The organism is Glaciecola petra (assembly GCF_031846345.1).
Classification (GTDB): domain Bacteria; phylum Pseudomonadota; class Gammaproteobacteria; order Enterobacterales; family Alteromonadaceae; genus Glaciecola; species Glaciecola petra.
Window position 1 is genome coordinate 106,758 of the sequence record NZ_JAVRHX010000004.1, and the last position, 22,396, is coordinate 129,153.

18 protein-coding genes are annotated in these 22,396 nt (G+C 41.6%); 5 read left to right on the plus strand and 13 right to left on the minus strand.

Translation table 11 applies throughout. From position 1 onward, the window contains the following. Positions 1-104: 104 nt before the first annotated feature. The 3 genes from RM552_RS13450 to RM552_RS13460 all read left to right on the plus strand — a co-directional run bounded on the left by RM552_RS13450 (position 105) and on the right by RM552_RS13460 (position 3,691). On the plus strand, positions 105-1,811 hold the full coding sequence (locus RM552_RS13450; protein ID WP_311369375.1) for a proline--tRNA ligase: 1,707 nt from the start codon (positions 105-107) through the stop codon (positions 1,809-1,811). 55 nt (positions 1,812-1,866) lie between these two features. Further along, positions 1,867-2,700 (plus strand): MBL fold metallo-hydrolase, encoded by an 834-nt coding sequence (locus RM552_RS13455; protein ID WP_311369376.1) that lies wholly within the window; start codon positions 1,867-1,869, stop codon positions 2,698-2,700. A 61-nt stretch (positions 2,701-2,761) separates the two neighbouring features. Next, positions 2,762-3,691: a phospholipase A gene (locus tag RM552_RS13460; RefSeq protein WP_311369377.1), complete on the plus strand. Its 930-nt coding sequence runs from the start codon at positions 2,762-2,764 to the stop codon at positions 3,689-3,691. A 24-nt stretch (positions 3,692-3,715) separates the two neighbouring features. Here RM552_RS13460 and guaA read toward each other — a convergent pair whose 3' ends face one another. Next, positions 3,716-5,293, minus strand: coding sequence for a glutamine-hydrolyzing GMP synthase (gene guaA / locus RM552_RS13465; RefSeq protein WP_311369378.1), 1,578 nt, complete (start codon positions 5,291-5,293; stop codon positions 3,716-3,718). A gap of 59 nt (positions 5,294-5,352) precedes the next feature. Then, positions 5,353-6,822: an IMP dehydrogenase gene (gene guaB, locus RM552_RS13470; protein ID WP_311369379.1), complete on the minus strand. Its 1,470-nt coding sequence runs from the start codon at positions 6,820-6,822 to the stop codon at positions 5,353-5,355. A gap of 137 nt (positions 6,823-6,959) precedes the next feature. Between guaB and xseA the strand changes: the two genes are divergently transcribed. Together xseA and RM552_RS13480 are read left to right on the plus strand one after the other, a co-directional pair. Then, a complete protein-coding gene (gene xseA / locus RM552_RS13475) occupies positions 6,960-8,447 on the plus strand; it encodes an exodeoxyribonuclease VII large subunit (RefSeq protein ID WP_432277226.1) in 1,488 nt (495 codons plus the stop codon). A gap of 168 nt (positions 8,448-8,615) precedes the next feature. After that, positions 8,616-9,692: a hypothetical protein gene (locus tag RM552_RS13480; RefSeq protein WP_311369381.1), complete on the plus strand. Its 1,077-nt coding sequence runs from the start codon at positions 8,616-8,618 to the stop codon at positions 9,690-9,692. 25 nt (positions 9,693-9,717) lie between these two features. Here RM552_RS13480 and RM552_RS13485 read toward each other — a convergent pair whose 3' ends face one another. The 11 genes from RM552_RS13485 to fdx form a co-directional block, all read right to left on the minus strand. Further along, a complete protein-coding gene (locus tag RM552_RS13485; protein ID WP_432277229.1) occupies positions 9,718-11,559 on the minus strand; it encodes a choice-of-anchor I family protein in 1,842 nt (613 codons plus the stop codon). Positions 11,560-11,774: 215 nt separating this feature from the next. Then, the gene (gene der / locus RM552_RS13490; protein WP_311369383.1) at positions 11,775-13,220 is read right to left on the minus strand and encodes a ribosome biogenesis GTPase Der; all 1,446 of its coding nucleotides are present in this window, start codon (positions 13,218-13,220) and stop codon (positions 11,775-11,777) included. Then, positions 13,220-14,473 carry an outer membrane protein assembly factor BamB gene (gene bamB / locus RM552_RS13495; protein WP_311369384.1) on the minus strand — a complete coding sequence of 418 codons (1,254 nt, stop codon included), beginning with the start codon at positions 14,471-14,473 and terminating at the stop codon, positions 13,220-13,222. The genes der and bamB overlap by 1 nt, the downstream gene beginning before the upstream one ends. Next, positions 14,451-15,173 carry a YfgM family protein gene (locus RM552_RS13500; RefSeq protein WP_311369385.1) on the minus strand — a complete coding sequence of 241 codons (723 nt, stop codon included), beginning with the start codon at positions 15,171-15,173 and terminating at the stop codon, positions 14,451-14,453. The genes bamB and RM552_RS13500 overlap by 23 nt, the downstream gene beginning before the upstream one ends. A 42-nt stretch (positions 15,174-15,215) precedes the next feature. After that, positions 15,216-16,496: a histidine--tRNA ligase gene (hisS, locus tag RM552_RS13505; protein ID WP_311369386.1), complete on the minus strand. Its 1,281-nt coding sequence runs from the start codon at positions 16,494-16,496 to the stop codon at positions 15,216-15,218. A 91-nt stretch (positions 16,497-16,587) separates the two neighbouring features. Continuing rightward, a complete protein-coding gene (gene ispG / locus RM552_RS13510; protein ID WP_311369387.1) occupies positions 16,588-17,733 on the minus strand; it encodes a flavodoxin-dependent (E)-4-hydroxy-3-methylbut-2-enyl-diphosphate synthase in 1,146 nt (381 codons plus the stop codon). Next, complete coding sequence (locus RM552_RS13515) at positions 17,733-18,830, minus strand: RodZ domain-containing protein (RefSeq protein WP_311369388.1); 1,098 nt, start codon at positions 18,828-18,830, stop codon at positions 17,733-17,735. The genes ispG and RM552_RS13515 overlap by 1 nt, the downstream gene beginning before the upstream one ends. Continuing rightward, on the minus strand, positions 18,823-20,085 hold the full coding sequence (gene pilW / locus RM552_RS13520; protein ID WP_311369389.1) for a type IV pilus biogenesis/stability protein PilW: 1,263 nt from the start codon (positions 20,083-20,085) through the stop codon (positions 18,823-18,825). Before pilW ends, RM552_RS13515 begins: the two co-directional genes overlap by 8 nt. Before the next feature lie 151 nt (positions 20,086-20,236). Beyond that, a complete protein-coding gene (gene rlmN / locus RM552_RS13525) occupies positions 20,237-21,415 on the minus strand; it encodes a dual-specificity RNA methyltransferase RlmN (protein ID WP_311369555.1) in 1,179 nt (392 codons plus the stop codon). 103 nt (positions 21,416-21,518) lie between these two features. Then, the gene (gene ndk, locus RM552_RS13530) at positions 21,519-21,950 is read right to left on the minus strand and encodes a nucleoside-diphosphate kinase (protein ID WP_311369390.1); all 432 of its coding nucleotides are present in this window, start codon (positions 21,948-21,950) and stop codon (positions 21,519-21,521) included. Positions 21,951-22,049: 99 nt separating this feature from the next. Further along, positions 22,050-22,388 carry an ISC system 2Fe-2S type ferredoxin gene (gene fdx, locus RM552_RS13535; RefSeq protein ID WP_311369391.1) on the minus strand — a complete coding sequence of 113 codons (339 nt, stop codon included), beginning with the start codon at positions 22,386-22,388 and terminating at the stop codon, positions 22,050-22,052. Positions 22,389-22,396 lie beyond the last annotated feature (8 nt).

A 22,396-nucleotide genomic window follows, 5' to 3' on the forward strand; every position in this document is an offset into this window, starting at 1 on the left:
GCATTGAAAATCCGCATTTCTACAAACTTTTATCTTCTGTAATTAAGCGTAGACTGCTACCATTAAGGCATTCATTATTTGGTTATTATTCACACTCAATTTATATGCGCACATCACAGTATTTATTAGCTACACAAAAAGAAGTTCCTAGCGATGCAGAAGTCATCAGTCACCAACTAATGCTGCGTGCTGGCATGGTTCGTAAAGTCGCAGCCGGCATGTATAACTGGTTACCCACAGGCCTTAGAGTGTTAAACAAAGTAGCGCACATTGTGCGTGACGAGATGAACAAAGCCGGAGCGATAGAGATCAATATGCCGGTAGTGCAACCTGCTGATTTATGGCAAGAATCTGGTCGTTGGGAAGAGTACGGCCCAGAATTATTGCGCATAAAAGACAGGCATGATCGTGATTTTGTATTGGGCCCTACCCATGAAGAAGTTGTTACCGCATTGGTTAGCAATGAGGTAAATAGTTATAAACAATTGCCTTTGAACCTGTATCAAATACAAACTAAATTTAGAGACGAAGTCAGACCTCGCTTTGGTATCATGCGCGGGCGCGAATTTATCATGAAAGACGCCTATTCGTTCCATTTAAGTAATGAGTGCTTAGATTCTACCTACCAATTAATGCATAAAGCCTATTGTAATATTTTTGAACGTATTGGGCTTGAATACCGTCCTGTTATTGCTGACTCCGGCTCAATTGGTGGTGCAGTATCACACGAGTTTCATGTGTTAGCTGAATCAGGTGAAGACGACATTGCGTTTAGCAACCAGTCTGACTATGCCGCCAACGTAGAATTAGCTGAAGCCATAACATTAGAAACAAGTCCAGAAGCTACGCAAGATTTACAAAGTGTGGATACTGGCTCAGCGAGCACGATACAAGAAGTATGTGAATTGTTATCTATCGAGCCAGCAAAAACTGTGAAAACACTATTGGTTAAAGCAAGTGACGAAGTTGCCACAGACTTAGTTGCGTTGATTGTGCGCGGAGACCATAGCTTAAATGATATTAAGGCGAGTAAACATGCTTGGGTTGCAAGCCCGTTAGAGTTTGCCAATGCTGACGAAGTAGTCACTGCAACCGGCGCAAGCATCGGTTGTTTGGGCCCTGTGCAAGCAAGAGTGCCACTTATAGTCGACGCTAGCGCTGCTGCCTGTGCCGATTTTGTGTGTGGTGCCAACCAAAATAATACCCATTACACCGGTGCAAACTGGCAACGTGATGTAGGCGAGTTTGAAATTGCTGATATACGTGAGGTTGTTGCAGGTGACCCATCACCATGTGGTAAAGGTAATTTGGAAATTCGCAAAGGCATTGAAGTTGGGCATATATTCCAACTGGGCGACAAGTACTCAAAAGCCATGAATTGCGGTGTGCTCACCGAAACCGGTAAACACGAAGTGCTGCAAATGGGTTGTTATGGCATTGGTGTGACCCGCATTGTAGCCGCCGCAATTGAACAAAACCATGACAAATTCGGCATAATTTGGCCCGACGCTATTGCGCCTTTTAAAGTTGTTATCATTCCTATGAATATGCATAAGTCACACAGAGTTAAAGAAGTTGCAGAGTCTTTGTATAGTGCTTTGAGTGACGCCAACATAGAAGTTTTGTTTGATGACCGTAAAGAACGCCCTGGCGTAATGTTTGCCGATATGGAACTTATTGGCGTTCCTTATAGCATTGTAGTAGGTGAGCGGAACCTCGATAACCAACAAGTAGAAATAAAAAATAGACGAAGTAACGAGAAAACCGTGATAGCTATTGACGAAGTGGTCGATACAATAAAAAGCTATTAAATTTATTAGTCGCCGTTGTTGACCAATATGCGCAATAAAACAGGTAATAAGTCTTTTGCAAATAACATTTTATGGTGTGCGTGGTTCTATTCCTACTCCTGGACAAGCCTTTATTAAATACGGTGGTAATACCGCCTGCGTGCATGTTGAGTTAGACGATGGTACTGATATTGTATTAGATGCTGGTACAGGTATACGCTTGCTAGGTAAAGAGCTGATTCAAAAAAACACCCCTATCCATATAATTTTGTCGCATAACCATTGGGATCACATACAAGGCTTTCCTTTTTTCGCGCCTATCTATCAGCCAAAAAGAGAGATTTTTGTGACGCCTGGGGACACCGAAGAAGATCGCCCCGAGGCCTTTTTAGAACAAATGTCTGGTAGTTTTTTCCCAGTCCCAAAAGAAGCGATCAATGCAAATATACAAATAGTTAATGCAAAACAAACTAGATGGAACATTAATCAGGCTAAAATCAAGCGTTTAGGCATGAACCACCCCGGCGGAGGCAGTTGCTATACCATCGAATATAAAAACTTTAAACTTGCTTACGTTACAGACAACGAATTGTACCCGCCTTATGCTAAGAATACCGACTTTCAGGAATTTGCCGAGTTAGTAAAAGGAGCTGACCTTTTGATCCACGATGCCCAATATGTTGTTCAAGATATGCCCGCCAAATCAGGTTGGGGTCACTCGGTGGCTGAAGAAGCAATAAAGCTGGCTTTAGCGGCTGATGTAAAGCGCTTAGCACTATATAGTCACGATCCAGAACGCACTGACGACATGGTTGATGAAATAGTGGACCATGCCAAGCTTATAATAGAAATTGGCGGGGGAACAACAACATGCATGGGCGCAAGTGAAGGCTTAGTCTTAAAACTATAAAACTTGTGCCAAATTCATGTAAAATATAGGTCGTTAATAAAATAATAATAAGGACCTTTTTGTGAATCTTCACGATTTTAAAAATATCGCAGTAGTGACTTGCCTACTAGTATTTACTTTTCCGGTTGTTTCTCAAACGCCACAAACTGAAGCCGCACAAAATACAACTGAAGATGTTGTTACCGAGTCTTTATTAGATGAAAAACTAGAAAACGAAAAAGAAGCGAATCAGAATCTATTTTCGTTAGCACAGCACCGGCCAAACTATATCTTACCAATCAGTTATGTCACCGATCCGAATAATATTACCCTAGATGGCGTTGGTGCCGAACAAATTGATAACTTAGAAGCAAAATATCAAATAAGTGTGAAAACACCACTTTGGTTGCAACAAGATGATGCCTCTGGCATCTATTTTGGCTTTACCGCAGTATCTTTTTGGCAACTTTATAATTCTGAAACCTCCAAACCGTTTAGAGAAACTAATTACGAACCAGAAGTGTTTTACCAATGGAATGCGAATCTATCCTTGTTAGGCTACAAGTTTAATTTACTTAGAGTGGGCATAAATCATCAATCTAACGGGCAAGATGGTTTGAAATCACGGAGTTGGAATCGCATTGTTGCTACTGCTCTTTTTAGTGATGAAAATACGGCTTATTATCTGAAAACGTGGTATCGCCTGCCAGAAGAAGACAAAACCTCGTTGTTAGATCCACTTGGTGATGACAACCCAGATATTAACGACTATTACGGCCGCATCGAATTAGGTTTTGGCATAAAACTAGGTAAGGTAAATGTTGTGAGCCGTATTCGTAATAACCTATCATTCAAAGATAATCGCAGCGGTATAGAGCTTGATTTCACCTATCCAATTAACGAACGCTATGATTTTTTAATTCAATACTTTAACGGTTACGGTGACTCTTTAATTGACTACAACCGGCATCAACAACGTTTTAGTATGGGTGTGCAACTTAGGTTTTTATAAGTCTAAAATCTATGGATATAGCCCTTATTCCCACTCAATAGTGGCTGGGGGCTTGCCCGAGATGTCATAAACGACTCTAGATATTCCGTCTACTTCGTTAATAATACGGTTAGATACCTTACCCAAAAACTCATAAGGAAGATGGGCCCAGCGCGCTGTCATAAAGTCTATAGTTTCAACAGCCCTTACCGACACCACCCAATCGTATTTGCGCATGTCACCCATTACACCCACCGAACGTACTGGTAAAAATACGGTAAATGCTTGGCTAACTTTATGGTAAAGCTCAGCTTTGTGTAACTCTTCAATGAATATTGCGTCGGCCTTACGCAATAAGTCGCAATATTCTTTTTTAATTTCACCCAATACACGAACGCCCAAACCCGGCCCAGGAAATGGATGACGGTATAGCATGTCATATGGTAATCCAAGTGCTAAGCCAATTTTACGAACTTCATCTTTGAACAACTCGCGCAAAGGCTCAACCAATCCCATTTTCATATGCTCTGGCAAACCTCCGACATTATGATGGGACTTGATAACATGCGCCTTTCCTGTTTTAGAGCCCGCTGATTCTATTACATCGGGATAAATAGTGCCTTGTGCTAACCATTTTGCATTGACCAGTTTGTTAGCCTCTTCATCAAATACGTAAACAAACTGATTGCCAATAATCTTTCGTTTTTTCTCAGGATCAACTTCACCCTTAAGAGCTTGTAAAAAGCGATCTTCAGCATCTACCTTAATAATATTTAGGCCAAAATGATCACCAAACATATCCATAACTTGCTGACCTTCGTTGAGTCTCAACAAACCGTTATCAACAAATACACAAGTCAATTGTTTGCCGATTGCTTGATGCAAAAGCATAGCGGTTACCGATGAATCTACTCCACCAGACAAACCCAATATCACTTCGTCATCACCGACTTTGTCTTTGATGCGAGCAACTGCATCTTCAATAATTGAATCAGCCGTCCATAGCGCTTCACAGCCACAGATTTGCATTACAAAATGCTCAAGAATACGTAAGCCTTGTTTTGTATGAGTGACCTCGGGATGAAACTGTACACCATAAAAACGTTGGTCATGATTAGCCATAGCGGCGTGTGGACAACTGGGAGTTTGCGCAATGGTTTCAAAACCAGGCGGTATCTGTTCCACTTTATCACCATGGCTCATCCATACGTCGAGCAGCGCATTGCCCTTACTATTCACTTCATCTTCGATTTTATCAAACAATAACGTAGCATTTAATAATTCTACTTGCGCATAGCCAAACTCTCTTATATTTGAGCCTTGCACTTTGCCGCCTAATTGATGTGCCATTGTTTGCATGCCATAACAAATTCCTAATATAGGAACACCTGCATTGAATACATACTGGGGGGCTCTCGGTGAATTAACTTCGGTCACTGACTCGGGTCCACCTGATAAAATGATGCCGTCTGGAGCGAAATCTCTAATATGCTTTTCGTCAACGTCCCATGCCCACAACTCACAATACACGCCTATTTCACGAACGCGTCGGGCAATGAGTTGAGTGTACTGCGATCCAAAATCAAGAATTAAGATTTTTTGGCTATGAATATTGACTGACATTAAGGTTTTCCTAGTCTAAAAAAAGAAGAGCAGCCAAGGCTGCTCTGGTCATTGTAAAATTAACCTAATCGGTAGTTGGGAGCTTCTTTTGTAATACTCACATCGTGCACATGTGACTCGCCCATACCAGCAGAAGTCACTTTGACGAAATTAGCTTTAGTGCGCAAATCGTCTATGGTCGCGCAACCAGTTAGTCCCATAGCTGAGCGCAAACCGCCTAATTGTTGGTGAATAATATTAGCTATAGGCCCCTTATATGCGACTCTTCCCTCTATGCCTTCTGGCACTAATTTTTCTGCATTTTTACTTTCTTGAAAATACCGGTCGGATGAACCATGACTTTGATTCATGGCGCCTAACGAACCCATACCTCTATAAGATTTATAGTATCGACCTTGATATAGCTCAACCTCGCCGGGAGCTTCTTCTGTACCTGCAAGCATACTGCCTACCATAACCGAACTTGCCCCTGCAGCAAGAGCTTTAGCGATATCGCCTGAAAAACGAATACCACCGTCGGCAATAACAGGCACGCCAAGCTTATCAATAGCACTAACTGCGTCAGATACTGCCGTGATTTGTGGCACACCACAACCTGTAACAATACGCGTTGTGCATATTGAACCAGGGCCAATACCTACCTTTACCGCATCAACGCCCGCTTCAGCCAATGCTAACGCACCGCCTGCAGTTGCGACATTACCAGCAATTAATTGAACATCAGGATATGCATCTCTAACTTGCTTAACGCGATCAATAACCCCTTTTGAGTGCCCGTGTGAAGTGTCAATTAATAATACGTCAACACCAGCATCAACTAATAATTTTATCCGTTCATCTGTACCCGGGCCCACGCTGACAGCTGCACCAACACGTAATCGACCTTGCGCATCTTTACATGCATTAGGTTTACTTTTCGCCTTTTGGAAATCTTTAACAGTAATTAAACCATCGAGTCTAAATTCATCGTTAACCACTAAGATTTTTTCTATCCGATATTCGTGCATTAAGTCCATAACTTTATCAGGGCTTGTGTCTGCGGTTACCGTAACAAGCTTGTCTTTTTTTGTCATTACTTTGCTGACGGGTTCTTCCAGACGGTTTTCGAAACGTAAATCACGGCCCGTTACGATGCCAATTAAATTGTTAAGTTCATCGACTACCGGAAAACCTGAGTAACCGAGCTTTTTACTCAAAGCAATAGTATTACCGATAGTGTCTTCTGCACTTACGGTTACAGGGTCGATGACCATGCCACTTTCGTATTTTTTAACTCTTAATACATGCTCAGCTTGCGTTTGGGCTGGCATATTTTTATGGATAAACCCAATACCGCCTTCTTGCGCTAAGGCAATGGCCAAGGGCGCTTCTGTCACGGTGTCCATAGCCGCAGACATAAGGGGCATATTTAGCGTTATACCACGCGTTAATTTAGTTTGGAGATTTGCCATATGTGGCAATACTTCTGAATGACTCGGTACTAAAAGTACGTCGTCAAAGGTAAGTGCTTCTTTAAGAATGCGTAACATGCAATTTTACCTGTGTGCTTGGGGCTTGATTGATGGCTTAATTGCGGCGTAATTGTAGTGTTTTTTCATTTCTAGGTAAACCAGAAATATGCTATGTTGACAAAATAAATCTATAAACGAGTTGATTACGCCATTTTATGTTCGCTGTACCACAAGAAATGAAAATTATAAGTGTCACAAAACTTAACCGTTTCGCCAAGCAAGTGCTTGAAAGCGAAATTGGTCAAGTATGGGTGAGTGGCGAAATATCAAACTTTACGCGTGCGGCATCTGGTCATTGGTATTTTACGTTAAAAGACCAAGGCGCACAGGTGCGCACGGCCATGTTTAAAGGCGCTAATCAAAGCGTTAGTTTTATGCCAAAACAAGGCGACAAAGTCATTGTCCGAGCAAATATTAGCCTTTATGAAGCACGTGGTGACTATCAGCTTATTGCCATAAAAATGGAACCGGAAGGTGTTGGGCAACTCAAACAGGCCTTTGAAGCTTTGAAATTGCAACTACAAGACGAAGGGCTGTTTTCTCAAGACAATAAACAAACCTTACCTAAAGTAGTCAAAAAAATTGGTTTAGTCACATCGGCAACTGGTGCAGCAGTACACGATATTTTGCATGTGTTACAGCGCCGCAACCCTGCTGTAGAAGTCATCTTATATCCTAGTATGGTGCAAGGTGAAGGCGCTGCGTTAACAATTGTGTCCCAAATAGAAAAGGCTAACCAGCGCAATGAAGTTGATGTATTAGTTGTTGGTCGGGGTGGCGGCTCACTGGAAGATTTATGGCCCTTTAATGAAGAGATTGTTGCTAGAGCTATTTTCGCATCAGCTTTACCTACTGTATCCGCGGTAGGACACGAAGTTGACGTCACAATCGCTGATTTTGTAGCGGATTTAAGAGCAGCGACACCTTCGGCCGCAGCTGAATTACTCAGTGAAGATAAGCAAAATTTGCAACACAGTATCAATCAACTTAAACGACGTTTGATGAATAGCTTGCTGCAACAGCTTGACTCAAAACGCAGTGTAGCCAACAGCAGTGCAAGTCGTCTCCAAGCCCAACACCCGCAAAAATTAGTGCAAAAACAGGCGCAGTCTTTTGATTATCTATATTCAAGGTTTTTGCAGCAACATCCGAATAAGAGCATCAAAAAACAACACCAAAATCTTGATTATTTGATTCAGCGTCTTAATGCGCAGCAACCCAACACCAGAATTAAGCAAACACATAGCAAATTAAACGAGTTGACTCAGCGTTTACATCAAAGCATGAATAATAAATTAATCGCCGATAAACGTGAGCAGAGTTTACTAAATCAGAAAATGGCTCAAACTTCACCGCTAGCACATATTCAAACGGCTCAAAAGCATATTGACGCTCAACTAAACAATTTAGAGAAGTTAACTTCGCAACAGATTACGCTTAAGCGACATGCGTTAGCTAGCGTAAGTGACGTTCTCAATACTGTTAGCCCATTAGCCACTTTAGCAAGGGGTTACAGTATTACTATGCAAAACGATACAGTGGTTAAATCTACTGATGCAATTAAGATTGGTGACAACATTTTAAGCAAATTAGTGGACGGAGACGTCAATTCAAAAGTGCTATCAGTTAGTAAAAAAGGCTAATTTGAATTATTAGGTATATATTTTAGCACTTAAGTACCACTTGATATAACTATACTACTTTGGTACTGTTTGGCGATTGAAACGATAAAATACATTGGATGTGTTGTGGTACGTTTATTCTCTATTACTAAGCACTTAAATCTATTAAAAGTGCGTTCAAGGTCTTTTTTGACAACTTCTGTGCCTCTTTTTAGCTTGCTGATGAGTGGTTTTATCGCCGTTTCTGCGTCACTTATAGCAAACCCTGCTTATAGTAAAGCAACAGACACAGCTATGCCTATTTTTGCCGCTTATACTAGCAACAATCTACAACGGCAGTGCGAAAAAATAAGCTGTAACTTAAACGTATTACAGAGTGATGAGTTACAACGTGCTAGTCTGCAGATGAGTAATGTTGATGAATTACAGTCTGCCCTTAGCTTATCGGAGTACGAGGTATTAATCGCTACCGCAATTGTACATACCGATACCGCACCAGAATTAATATTTGAAATTACAACTACTTGGCGTGATATTCCTTTAAATGACTTGGTCATAGCGAAGAATTTGGATAGCGATGCCATTAACAATCCAAACGATATCATTGAAACTGCAACGTCAATCCTGAGCGAATGGCTTGGCTTTATTCAAGCGGAACATGTGCTTGAGGCTACAACTATATATAAAAAGCTTAAAGCCAGCGATTATACAAACATGTTGCAAGTCCCCTCAAGTATTGGTGAATTTACATTACGCGAAAGCGCTTTATATCGAGACCCAATGCAAGGAAGTATAAGCCGTTATAGCCATCCGGAATTTTCAGATGCCATTATTGATATCAATGTATTCCCTATCTCGCCGTTTAAACATAGCAATACAGCAAGCTTAAGTAATATCAATCTGGAGCCGAGAAATGCCAAGCTCGAAAAAACAAGGCCACTCAAAATAGAACTGCATTCTGAAGCTGAGCACATTAATCAAATAATCAAACAAGCCAACATTGATGATTATTCGATATCTGACGTAGAAAAAACCAGTATTCACATAAATGGAGAAGTTACTGAGGGCTACAAATTAAGCATTGCGCTCAATCCAAACGATGATCCTGTTTTTAGTACTCAATACGTGTTTTTGCAAAATGATAAAATTATCAAATTTACAGGTAATTTGCCTGAAAGCTTTATGCATAAAATAGTGTCGCAAAGCCCGATCATGATTAAGGTTCCTGAAGAATCTGAATTCATGCAGGCTTTGCGAAAGAGTTAGCAGCTAACAAAAGAGTAAATTGCCTTTATAGCTCTGTAATTTGATAAACCGTTACCGTGCCACTTACTTCGTTTCCAATAACAATAAGCGCGTTACCATTAGGACTCGAAGCCGAATCAATAAAAGTAATACTTTCTGGACCTAAATCTCCAGCGTTTGGCACTTCAGTACAGTCAAGGCCTTCATTGGTGTCACAAGGGTTATCCAAATCGTCATCTAATTCAAATTCGACGTCAAAATCTCGGTTGTTATAGTGAGCCACAAACGCCACCTGAAAAGGGTTGGTGACATCATAAATAAACAAGTCTCCCGAACGTTCTGAGGCAATAAACGCATAAGTTCGCCCTTCTATATCCCCTACGGCAATTGCCTCTGGCTCACCGCCTTTGTCGTCAGAACGGTTGTCACCTTTGTTCTCGGTATGGGCACTATTAAAATTCTCGCCCAAAATAGCGGAAGATATTTTGCCAAAATCATCACCAGAATCGAAAACCAGATTGATATTTTGATCCCATATTGAAAATGACCTTGCACCATAGGCATAAAGAGCCTCATACTCACCATTATTGTCAGCATCACCTAAAGCAGTTGTGATTTTGAGTCGTCCCAATCCATCGTCACCACCAGTGGCGTCGTATAAGTCTTGTAATGCCGGAGATAGCGTCTGATTCAGTTCGTCAGGATCTATTATATCTTCTACTCTGATTTCTTCTGAGTAGGCATCATAGTCTCGTGAGTCGCCTTCGTTTGCAGATAAAATAAAGCTTGCACCATTCCATGAATACGAAGCAATGCTGTCGGGCTGATACATGCCAAACACATTAGGCAAACGACTAAATGAAGGGAGTTCGTCTTCGTTTGTAAAGTCAATGTCGTAATCTGCCCAGTTTTTAAATCCTAGGGCTCTTACTTCAACATTCATGTCATCCAGGTCAACAATTGCGATTGCATTATTTTCTTGTAGAGCAACATACGCTTTTGAGCCATCTGCACTCACTGTAATGTATTCTGGTTCAAGATCTTTTGCTACCGTATTACCCGCCGGTCCAGCAAACTTGACACCATCGTTGGCAAGCAATTGCATACGTTTTTCGTCGGTATCAAAATCTTCTGGGTCGACTAAATCGCTGCTAAAAGTCATATCGCTAGTAAAGTTGATGTGACTTGCGGTGTCGTCGGGTACGCCGTTATTAAGGCTTATCACCGAGATGCTACCCTCGGGATCGTTAGTATAGTCGCTGGTGGGTTCACCTTCATTAGCGACTAGTAACTTACTTCCATCTGGAGAAAACGTGACCATATCAGGCAATGAACCAACTTCTACACCTTTTACAAAACTGCCTTGTCCTTGCATATCTAAACTATAGAATAATACCGCGCCGTTATCTTGTTTAAGGTCAGCAGCGACGGCTATTGCAAGCATATCACCGAATATAGCAATTGAATTTGCATCACCTAAATTAATGGTTGTACTACTATTATTATCTGTAACGTCTACCGTGTCAGGAAAAGTAAAAGCGCTTGAACTCAAACTTTCGTCATTTAACGGGTTAGCAACAGCGACTGTTGGTAGACTTGATAAATTGATAACGTCAATTTGATTGTTTGCCGCATTGACCGCAAAAATAGATTGGGAAGTAGCATGAAATTGAACAATTTCTGCTGCGCTTTTGCCATAAATGCCGGTAGCGAAACGACCTACCACTTCAATACTCAGCTCTCTAGGTAAATCTTTACCACTAACACCCGGCGTTCCCGCAGGTCCTTCACCTCCGTCAGCACCATCTGTTCCATCTGCTCCTTGCGGACCAGTTGGACCAACTGCGCCATCTTCGCCGTCTAAAGTGCATGCTGTTACAGTGGCCATCACCCCTGCAAGGAACAAGGTTTTCCAGAATGTATATTTTTTATTCATTATTATCGCCTCCATGGTAAAAATTGGAAGCTTAAGAGAATCACTTGACACTCAGATGAATGAACGATGACAAGGGCATTACGATCCAATGACTATTTTGTGACAGCAACAAAGTTGCCAAATAACTCATCTTTATAGGTATTCGTTCTACTAAACCAAACGCTATGCTATTTTTTTTTCTGAAATGCTAATAAACGTTTACGTTTGCGCTGTTGCGAAACGGTAAGTTTATTCTTTTTACCTTCATAGGGGTTAGCGCCTTCACGAAACTCTATTTTTATGGGTGTCCCCATAACTTGGAGGGATTTGCGATAATAATTGGTCAAGTAACGTTTGTAAGAATCGGGCATATCTTTTACTTGGTTACCATGTATTACAACCACTGGTGGATTGTAACCCCCAGCGTGGGCATATTTCATCTTGATACGTCTACCACGCACTAAAGGTGGTTGATGGTCAGCTTGTGCCATGTCCATGATTTCAGTCAGTAAGGAAGTATTTATCCGTTTCGTAGCGGACGCATATGCTTCTTGCACAGATTCGAACAAATTGCCAACACCCGAGCCATGCAAAGCCGAGATAAAATGCAAACGCGCAAAATCAACAAAACCTAAACGTCTATCCAATTCTCTCTTAATGTCTTCTTTAATATCGTGGTCAAGGCCGTCCCATTTATTGACAGCCATCACTAAAGAACGGCCAGCATTCAAAATAAAACCGAGCAAAGATAAATCTTGATCACTAATACCTTCGCGCGCGTCTACAACTAACAACACAACATTGGCTTCTTCGATGGCTTGTAGTGTTTTGACAATAGAAAACTTTTCAACTGCGTCAGCTACTTTACGTCTTTTACGAACACCCGCAGTGTCTATTAATACATAGTCCCTTTCATCACGTTGCATTGGAATAAAAATACTGTCGCGTGTAGTGCCTGGTAAATCATAAACAACAACACGTTCTTCGCCTAATATACGGTTTGTTAGGGTGGATTTGCCTACATTAGGCTTGCCCACTATGGCCAACTTAATTGGTAATGCTTGTAAAAGTTTGAGTTGCTCTTCGGCATCGAGCTCTTCATCTTGCGCTGTTGTTTGCTCAATATGCATATCGGCAAACGCTTCATCGAGAGGAGAAAGTACTGCATCAATCAGCTTTGACACACCACGTCCATGGGAGGCCGCGATTTGAATTAAACCACCTAAACCTAAGGTGTAAAAGTCGGCACTTTCACTGTCACCATCAAGTCCGTCAACTTTATTGACCACCAAATAACATGGTTTTTGTTGTTTACGCAAATGATTTGCAATACCAATATCAGGCGATGTTACGCCATCTCTTGCATCGACTAAAAACAAAACAACATCAGCTTCGTCAATGGCGAGTAGAGACTGTTCTGCCATTGCTGCGTCTATACCAACCTCGTCACCACTAATGCCGCCCGTATCAATTACAATAAACTGACGCTGCTCAAAACTTGCTGTGCCATATTTACGATCGCGTGTTAAACCGGGAAAATCTGCTACCAAAGCATCTCTGCTGCGGGTTAAGCGATTAAAAAGCGTAGACTTACCCACATTAGGACGGCCTACAAGCGCGATGACGGGTAACATTATTCTGGTATGCTCACTCGCGTAAGCTCACCATCTCGCGTTTGCACCATCAATACACCGTCCTGAAATACAGGTGCATGATACAAGGATTCATCTTCATCATCATCACCCACTTCAATGCGCGCGACATACTTACCTTCGTCCTGAGTGAAAAAGTGTAAGAAGCCAAATTTATCACCTGCCACAACATAATCGCCAACAGGCGTAGCAGCAGTCAAGTCACGACGTCTTAATTGCCCATTTGACCATAATTCAACCCCGTTCCGCCTGTCTATTGCAAACATATTGCTTTTGTTGTCGGTCACAAATAGACGATTTCCTGCAATAGTCACATTTCTGTATGACGCATAATCTCGACTCCACACTACTGACCCTGTGCGCAGCTCGACAGACGCTAAAGCACCGCCATATGATACTGTGTAGACATTCGGTCCAAATACTAATGGTGTGGCATCGACATCGACTATACGTTCTAGTTCTGTTGCACCAGAGGGTTTTGCAATAACCTGTTCCCAAGCGGTCAAACCAGAGTCTAGTATGCTCACTCTCAATCGGCCGTTAGCCAATCCAACGATAGCACCACCGGCAGCAGCGGCAGGCGACGACACGCCACGCAAAGTAAGCGGGGGAACATCTGATTCGTTTTGCCATTTAATTTCACCCGTATAAGCGTCGAGTCCGACTAAGGTGCCTGAAACCGTGTTAACAACTAATATCCCTGCATCGACGGCGGGATGTGATACTACTTCACTACTTAAAGTGGTTTTCCATTTTACTGTGCCGTCTTCTTGATTTAGCGCATAAATATCGCCATCTTCAGTACCAAAATAAACTAAGTCATAAGCGGCAATGAGTCCGCCCGATACTTTTGCCGATATAGTGCCAGCAAACAAACCGTATAAATTCGTAAGTTTACGCTCACGACTTTTGCGACTCACAACTCGTTCCCACAAGTCATCACCCGTTTCAGGGTCAAAGGCCATCACGCTGCCTTCTCTGTCTGACGCGAAAACTTTACCATAAGCGATAGCAGGTGAAAGTTGTGAATAATAATTTTCGATACCGTCACCCAAACTTTCTTGCCATATTATTTGAGGCTCAAAAGCCATCGTAATTTCAGGTAAGGTTTGAATTTCGATTTCTTCATCGTCTTTAAACCAGTTAGACATCGTGGTGCAACCACTCAGCAATAAGCTAAGGACAAGTGCTAAAATTGGGAATTTAAAAGACTTACTCACCGTCAACACTCTCATTTACTTGTTCTGCGGCATCTTCTGCTTGTGTCGCAGTAGGCTGCACAACTGAGGGCTCTGTGACTGGCAGTGCTTCTATTTGGTTAGCTCGAGTTTTAGCAAAGGCAATATTGTCACGTTTCATTTTCACATTTGTATCATTAGGTGCAAGCGCCAGTGCTTGTGTATAGGCAACTTTCGCTGCATCAAAATCACTTTTGGCTAACAACGCATCGCCTTTAAGTTCTTCGGCTTGAGCTTCAAACGCTGACGATGATACTTTCGATAATACTGCTAAAGCATCGTCGAATTCATCTAATTGTAAGTGCAAATCTGCTAGTCTTAAGCTGACAACGTCAGCAATAACAGGGTCGGCATCAAGTACCTTTAACAATGCTTCTTTGGCGCCTGCATAATCTTCTTGCTCTGCCGCTTGGTTAGCTAAAATCATAGCCGCTAGTGGGCCATAACCCGTATCTGATTTAGCCTCTAAAAAAGACGCTAACTTTGCCGTATCTTTACTTTCAACAACGCTTTGTACTGTTTCTTGAAATTCTGATGACGCTTCTTCTTTAGCAGTAATAGTCGCTTCGGTATATGCTCTCCAGCCCCACAGACCGCCAATGCCAATTAAAGCGCCAAGTATAATTGCGATGCCGTTATCTTTCCAAAACTGCTTGATTGCTTGGACTTGTTGTTCTTCGGTTTCGTAGCCTATCATGCTTAAATATGTCCTCTATACTGCTTTTATACTATGTTTTACCTAAACAATCAGCGTAGCCAGTTGTTTGATTAATTCGTGCTTATCAGCACTCGCTTGTGGTTTGTCTTCACGCAAATACTTGATCCCGAATTTACCTGATTCAACCTCGTTATCACCTACTATAATAGCAAGATGAGCGCCACTAGCGTTTGCCTTTTTTAATTGTTTCTTAAAGTTTCCGCCACCACAATGCATTTGTACTCGCATGTTTGGATAGAAAGTTCTTACTTCTTCAGCCAATAAATTAGCCGCAAGACTAGCCTTATCGCCCATCGCTGTTATGTATATATCAGCGGCGTGCATTGTTGTCGCTTTATCTTCTTGTAAAGCCTCAACTAATAAAACTAAACGTTCAATGCCCATTGCAAACCCTACTGCTGGTGTTGCTTTTGCACCTAGTTGTTCAACTAATCCGTCGTAGCGCCCACCGGCACAAATTGTGCCTTGAGCGCCCAGTTGCGTTGTCACCCATTCAAAAACAGTACGGTTATAATAATCTAATCCGCGCACTAAAGATGGATTAACTCGATATTTGATACCTAATGTGTCTAAACGTTCACATAATTGTGAAAAATGTTGGGTAGAGTCTTCATCTAGATGATCGATAAGTTTGGGGGCATCAGCAACAATCGTTTGTGTATTTGGGTCTTTAGAGTCAAGAACGCGCAACGGATTTGTATGAAGGCGACGTTTACTGTCTTCGTCTAAACCTTCAACTCTTTGCAATAGATAGTCGACCAATTTTTGTTTATAAGCGGCTCTGGCCTCATTATTACCGAGAGAGTTAATTTGCAGTTCTACTTTGTCGCTTATGCCAAACGCTTGCCATAGACGAGCACCCATCATGATTATTTCAACGTCTATGTCAGGACCATCAAATCCGAATGCCTCGGCGCCAAATTGATGAAATTGTCTATAACGGCCCTTTTGCGGGCGCTCATGGCGGAACATCGGTCCCATATACCAAATACGTTGTTGTTGATTATATAACAAACCATGTTGTGAACCGGCCCTAACGGCACATGCTGTTCCTTCTGGCCTAAGTGCTAAACTATCGCCATTACGATCATCAAATACGTACATTTCTTTTTCGACAATGTCTGTCGCTTCGCCCACCGAGCGTTTAAAAAGTTCAGTGCTTTCAAGAATAGGCGTTCTTATTTCATGGTAGTGATAATTTTGCACTAACTCGCGAATACGCGCCTCTACAAACTGCCATGTGGGTGTCTGTGAAGGTAGGCAATCGTTCATGCCTCTAATTGCTTGGATGGTTTTAGCCACTAAGAAACTCTGCAAGTCATTCGTTAAAAGTAAAAAGCGCGATAGTATAAGTATTTTAGCGGGTTTGGTAAAGGATTGCGCCTGCTTTTATTTACCTCTCGGACGATGAACCCTCAACTTGTACATCAATTCTATTTTTACTATCCAACATACTTTGTTTTGCAGCGACTTTGTTTCTGATTTTAGCCTCTAATTTGTCGACGAGTTCATTGTTTGCTAAGCGTTCGCGTTGTCGCTCACCGTCTTCGTAAAACCCGCTCATGTTACGTGCACCGGTTAAACCAATATCAGATACTTCTGCTTCACCAGGCCCATTAACTACACAGCCAATTATCGACACATCTAGTGGTGTTATAATATCTTCTAGCCTTTGTTCTAGGGCATTAACAGTGTTTATTACATCAAACTCTTGCCGAGAGCAACTTGGACAAGCTATGAAGTTAATGCCTCGAGATCTTATACGTAACGATTTTAATATATCAAAGCCAACTTTGATTTCTTCAACTGGATCAGCAGCTAAAGACACACGAATTGTATCTCCAATACCTTCAGCCAAAAGCATGCCAAGACCGACGGCACTTTTTACTGAGCCCGAGCGCAAACCACCCGCTTCGGTAATACCAAGATGTAACGGTTGTTCAATTTGCTTTGCTAACAAACGATAGGCACCAACTGCAAGAAAAACATCGGAGGCTTTTACCGAGACTTTAAACTGATCAAAGTTAAGTTTATCTAGAATATCGACGTGACGCATTGCCGACTCAAGCAAGGCTTCGGGAGTAGGTTCACCGTATTTTTCTTGCAAATCACGTTCTAAAGAGCCTCCATTTACGCCAATTCGAATAGGAATATTTTTGTCCCTAGCGCAATCAACTACCGATTTCACTCTGTCAATATTGCCGATGTTTCCTGGGTTAATACGCAAACAATCCACTCCATATTCAGCCACTTTAAGTGCTATTCTGTAGTCGAAATGAATGTCGGCCACCAAGGGAATATCAACTTGCTGTTTAATTTTTTTGAACGCCTCTGCTGCGTCCATAGTAGGAACTGACACCCTAACAATATCAGCGCCAACCGCCTGAATACGTTTAATCTGAGCGACCGTTGCTTCTACATCAGAGGTATCAGTATTCGTCATCGATTGCACCGCTATTGGCGCTCCATCACCAATAGGCACTGTGCCTACATTAATTCGTGTCGATTGGCGACGTTTAATTGGAGATTCAGCAAACATTAATTACTCGCTTCAGGTAAAGAAAAGTTAGCAGTATTAGTCGAAGGATAGGGACTCATATCAACCTCAACGCCGCCAAAATTTATGGATACCGCTTGCGGTGCACCAAGAATAAGCGCGATTGGAGGCACACCTGATACCTGCATTACACGACCTTTGTCTTTGACACCAATAGCCATAATTTCACCGTATGCGTCTTTTACACTTACCCAGCAATCATCTGCAAAGGTAAAAACGACTTCAACTGTTCCATCATCATTCACTTGATAACCACTGTCTAATAGTGACTGTCTGACATCAGATATTTCTGTATTTAAAGTGTCGATTAAATCGCTATCGTCTAATGCACTATTGTCGATTTCATCAGGCAATTCTGTAGGCTGTTCTGATGAAACTTGTGATGGTTCAGGCTCAGTTGATGGGCCTTCTGATGGCGCTTCTAAAGGAACATCAGCATCAGATTGCTGTTCAGGCGACTCGCCTGGTAACTCAGCGTCATTCTCTACATCGATTTCATCTTCATCAGGGCCTTGAATATTTGGCTCTTCAATTTTTTCACTGATAAGATCCTCGTTACGACTATCAGTATTTTCATTCGTTGATCTAGTTTGGCTGGGATTAGCTGTTTGATCATCAGCAAAATATCCCTCGCGGTCTATCCACCAAACCACTAGAGAGCCTAATAATAAAAAAACAACAATGATACTAACAATATTCCATCGAGAATCCGTGGTTTCACGAGTTGTTCGGCGTGAAAAGCTTTGCAGCTTGGTAGGTTGAGTTTGTTCAACATAAATTTTGTTATGAGCGTCTAACAATGGTTGTACTTCAAGGTTGACCAACTTTGCGTAAAGTCTTACGTAGCCTTTCGTGAAGGTAAGCGAAACTCCTTCTTCTAACTCATTGTTTTCAATGGCCTGAATACTAGTTAACCGCAAGCGCAAACTTTGAGCCACCTGTTTTTGTGTTAAGCCCAGTTTTTCGCGGCCAGCAGCAAGCGCTGCGCCTGGACCGCCAGACGACTGATTTACATCTTGCTCTTGTTCCGCTTGTTGCTGACCAGATTTATCTTGTTCTGGCATGTGATTATCACTCATCCTGTTCAGGTGCCTTCACTCTTAATAAAGAGCCCTTTTGAATAGATGACGCATCATCTAATTGGTTCCACAATAATAGTTTGTTCATTTTAACATTGTATTGCAACGAAATCCGATACAAGTTTTCTTTTGGTAATACTAAATGATAACCGTCTGGCACTTCTATCGACAGTACTTTTTCGTCAATTTTATCGTCAATTTTATTGCCAGTTTCATCGTCACTCAGTCCCATTGGACTATCTACACTCGTTTCAGGTTCAACTACATCTACTACTTTTTCTGTGTCTTCAGTTATGTCCTGAGCAGTTGGCGAATCAATATCTTCTATCGATGGCGTAGTAGTAACCGACGCATTTACAACCGTATCAGCCTCCGCTGGTTCTGTCACAACAGTTGTCGCCGGTTGGGTGATTGTGGGTGGTGCTGTTTGTGGCCTTGTTGTTTGTGGCCTTGCTTTTTGCGTAATTGTAGATTGCGGCTTAAATTTGCCGAGTTCGGCCAATGCCTGCTTAGTATTGCCATGATTTGGATGCAGTCTTTTTAGTAAATCTACGTATTCTAATGAAGCTCTTAAATCACCTTGCCCCTGCGCAATTTGATACGACAAATAAAGACTTTCGGCGCTAACAGTGGCATTGCGTTCGTATTTCCAAAGTGCCTTTTTAGCTTCGTCCCAGTTTTGTTGTTTAACGTAAAGTTCTGAGATATATAATAAACTTGAGGCCCTTGAAGGCTGGTGATTTAAAGCACTATTAAAGTATTCAATTGCTTCAACATCATTACCCTGACTTTGCATACAAATGGCTAAATTTTCGTATGTCTCGGCAGTGGAAATATAGCTTTTGTCGTCGACAGCCTGTAAAAAATAAGTTTTAGCTTTATTGTATTTACCCTGTTTACACAAAAAAGCACCGTAGCTATTTAATACATCAGGGTCGTTTCGGGAGTATCCTATAGCTTGTTGATAGTATTCTTCTGCTCGTTCAAACTCTTCGACCTGTTGATAATAAAACGCCATTGCAAAATTGGCCTGCCCTGAGCGAGGATCAAACTCCAAGGCCTTATCTAAGTTGAATTTAGCCTGACTAAAGTTACCGTTTTTGAGATAGGTTAATCCTAAGCTTACTCGTGTTTTAGCCGCCTCAGTTTGATCGAATTGTCCCGTACCAACATAACTCTTATTGGCAGGCTCTGAAGCACAAGCACTCAGAAAAACGAGAAATACAATTAGTCCAATATGTTTCATTGTTATCATCAATTTTTGCCTTTGTGGTTGCTATTCATTAAGGTTTTTAATATTTGCTGCATCATTATGACCATTTTTCACTCACACCATTGCGAGCACTGATTGGTTCACAAGCAATATTCTTGCCTTAATGTACAACTTAGTTTACTCAACAACAATACTAGTCCGATACCTTGACTGAAATACCTTTCCCACGCATTTGTTTTTTCAATAACCGTTTTGTTCTATCAACAACATCGCCTACCAACTGTCCACAAGCAGCATCAATGTCGTCGCCTCTTGTTTTACGCACAACGGTAGTAAACCCATAACTCATTAACACTTTGCAAAAACGATCAATTCTTGAATTGCTAGAGCAAGTATAAGGTGAGCCGGGATAAGGGTTAAAAGGAATCAAGTTTATTTTGCTGGGTGTATCTTTTAATACTTTCGCTAATTCATGTGCTTGATCGGTACTATCGTTGATGCCATTGAGCATTACATATTCTACTGTTACTTTGCCTTGATTCGCTTTTGATTTATCTAAATAACGTCTTACGGCTGCCAAAAAAGTCTCAATAGGATATTTTTTATTCACCGGCACAATTTCATCACGTAATGTGTTGTCTGCTGCATGCAGTGATATTGCTAGAGCGACATCAATTTGATCACCCAATAAATCTAAAGCCGGCACTACTCCAGAAGTTGATAAAGTAACACGTCTCTTTGACAATCCAAATCCAAAGTCATCCATCATGATATCCATAGCAGGGACAACGTTTTTCAGATTTAATAGGGGTTCACCCATACCCATCATCACAACATTTGTAATAGGCCGTTGCGAGGTATCTTTAGATAAGCCAATGAATGTTGCGACTCGCCATACTTGTCCAATAATTTCAGCAACAGATAAGTTTCGGTTAAAGCCTTGCTGCGCAGTTGAACAGAAAGTACATTCTAAGGCACAACCCACTTGTGATGAAACACAAAGAGTCGCTCGATCGGTTTCTGGAATCCAAACAGTTTCTACTTCTTGCCCACCATCAAGCATTATGGCAAATTTGATAGTGCCATCCGAGGCTTGTTGATGTTCGCTAATCTCGGGCGCTCTTACCTCGCACAACTCATTTAGTTTAGCTCTAAGCGCCTTATTGAGATTGGTCATATTATTAAAATCAGATTCACCTTCTTGGTAAATCCATTTCATCAATTGGTCAGCTCTAAATGGCTTTTCACCTATACTAGAAAAATAATCACGCAAACCTTGGCGATTAAAATTTAGTAAGTTTTGCTTCTTTATCTTTGCACTGTTTGCTTCGGCGATAATTGCCTTGGCAGAGACGTCGACTTCAGTAGGCATGTTCACTAGCTCTCATTTTTTAGGCTGTTATTAGTTCAATATAATGTATACACAAAAAGGCAAAAAAGGGAGCGGCTGCTCCCTTTTCGGTGTAAATAATAGCTTATCGAGTGCGTGGGCAAATCTCTTCATCAGAAAAGAAATATGCAATTTCACGTGCAGCTGATTCTGGTGCATCTGAACCATGAACCGCATTCTCATCAATAGAAGCCGCATAGTCTGACCGTAAAGTACCTGCTGCTGCTTCAGCCGGGTTTGTTGCACCCATTATTTCACGATGACGAACAACCGCGTTATCGCCCTCTAATACTTGAACCATAACAGGACCTGATGTCATAAAAGACACCAAAGCACCAAAAAATGGCCGTTCTTTATGTTCTGCGTAAAAGCCTTCAGCTTTTTCTTTGCTTAAGTGAACCATTTTCGAAGCAACAATGCGTAAGCCTGCTGATTCAAAACGGTTATAAATTGCACCAATTGCATTTTTAGCAACCGCGTCAGGTTTGATTATCGAAAATGTACGTTCTAAAGCCATGTTGTTGTCCTGTCTATGTATCGAGTATGTCTGTCTTTCTATTCGAGGTGAGCGCGCGATTATAAGCAAGTCTGCGACAAAAGACTAATCAATTTTTATTTAATGTTGTTCCGATGCATGATTAATAGAATATTTAGGAATTTCGACCACCAAATCTTCATCTTTGATAATCGCCTGACAGCCTAAACGAGATTCTGGTTCGAGCCCCCAAGCTTTATCAAGTAAGTCGTCTTCTAATTCATCTGACTCATCTAGCGAATCTATCCCTTCTTTTATGATCACGTGGCATGTTGTGCATGCACATACTTTTTCACAAGCGTGCTCAATGCCAATTCCATTACTAAGTGCAACATCTAACACGCTTGTGCCAGTTTCAGCTTCAAGTACTGCGCCATCAGGGCATAAGTCTTGATGAGGTAAAAATATAATTTGTGGCATCTATCAAT

What these genes read in the sequence shown, in the direction of transcription:
- RM552_RS13450 (WP_311369375.1), top strand. Translation starts at nt 105, where the DNA reads ATGCGCACATCACAGTATTTATTAGCTACACAAAAAGAAGTTCCTAGC.
- guaA (WP_311369378.1), bottom strand. Translation starts at nt 5,293, where the DNA reads ATGTCAGTCAATATTCATAGCCAAAAAATCTTAATTCTTGATTTTGGA.
- guaB (WP_311369379.1), bottom strand. Translation starts at nt 6,822, where the DNA reads ATGTTACGCATTCTTAAAGAAGCACTTACCTTTGACGACGTACTTTTA.
- xseA (WP_432277226.1), top strand. Translation starts at nt 6,960, where the DNA reads ATGTTCGCTGTACCACAAGAAATGAAAATTATAAGTGTCACAAAACTT.
- RM552_RS13485 (WP_432277229.1), bottom strand. Translation starts at nt 11,559, where the DNA reads ATGGCCACTGTAACAGCATGCACTTTAGACGGCGAAGATGGCGCAGTT.
- der (WP_311369383.1), bottom strand. Translation starts at nt 13,220, where the DNA reads ATGTTACCCGTCATCGCGCTTGTAGGCCGTCCTAATGTGGGTAAGTCT.
- bamB (WP_311369384.1), bottom strand. Translation starts at nt 14,473, where the DNA reads ATGAGAGTGTTGACGGTGAGTAAGTCTTTTAAATTCCCAATTTTAGCA.
- RM552_RS13500 (WP_311369385.1), bottom strand. Translation starts at nt 15,173, where the DNA reads ATGATAGGCTACGAAACCGAAGAACAACAAGTCCAAGCAATCAAGCAG.
- ispG (WP_311369387.1), bottom strand. Translation starts at nt 17,733, where the DNA reads ATGTTTGCTGAATCTCCAATTAAACGTCGCCAATCGACACGAATTAAT.
- RM552_RS13515 (WP_311369388.1), bottom strand. Translation starts at nt 18,830, where the DNA reads ATGAGTGATAATCACATGCCAGAACAAGATAAATCTGGTCAGCAACAA.
- pilW (WP_311369389.1), bottom strand. Translation starts at nt 20,085, where the DNA reads ATGATAACAATGAAACATATTGGACTAATTGTATTTCTCGTTTTTCTG.
- rlmN (WP_311369555.1), bottom strand. Translation starts at nt 21,415, where the DNA reads ATGCCTACTGAAGTCGACGTCTCTGCCAAGGCAATTATCGCCGAAGCA.
- ndk (WP_311369390.1), bottom strand. Translation starts at nt 21,950, where the DNA reads ATGGCTTTAGAACGTACATTTTCGATAATCAAACCTGACGCGGTTGCT.
- fdx (WP_311369391.1), bottom strand. Translation starts at nt 22,388, where the DNA reads ATGCCACAAATTATATTTTTACCTCATCAAGACTTATGCCCTGATGGC.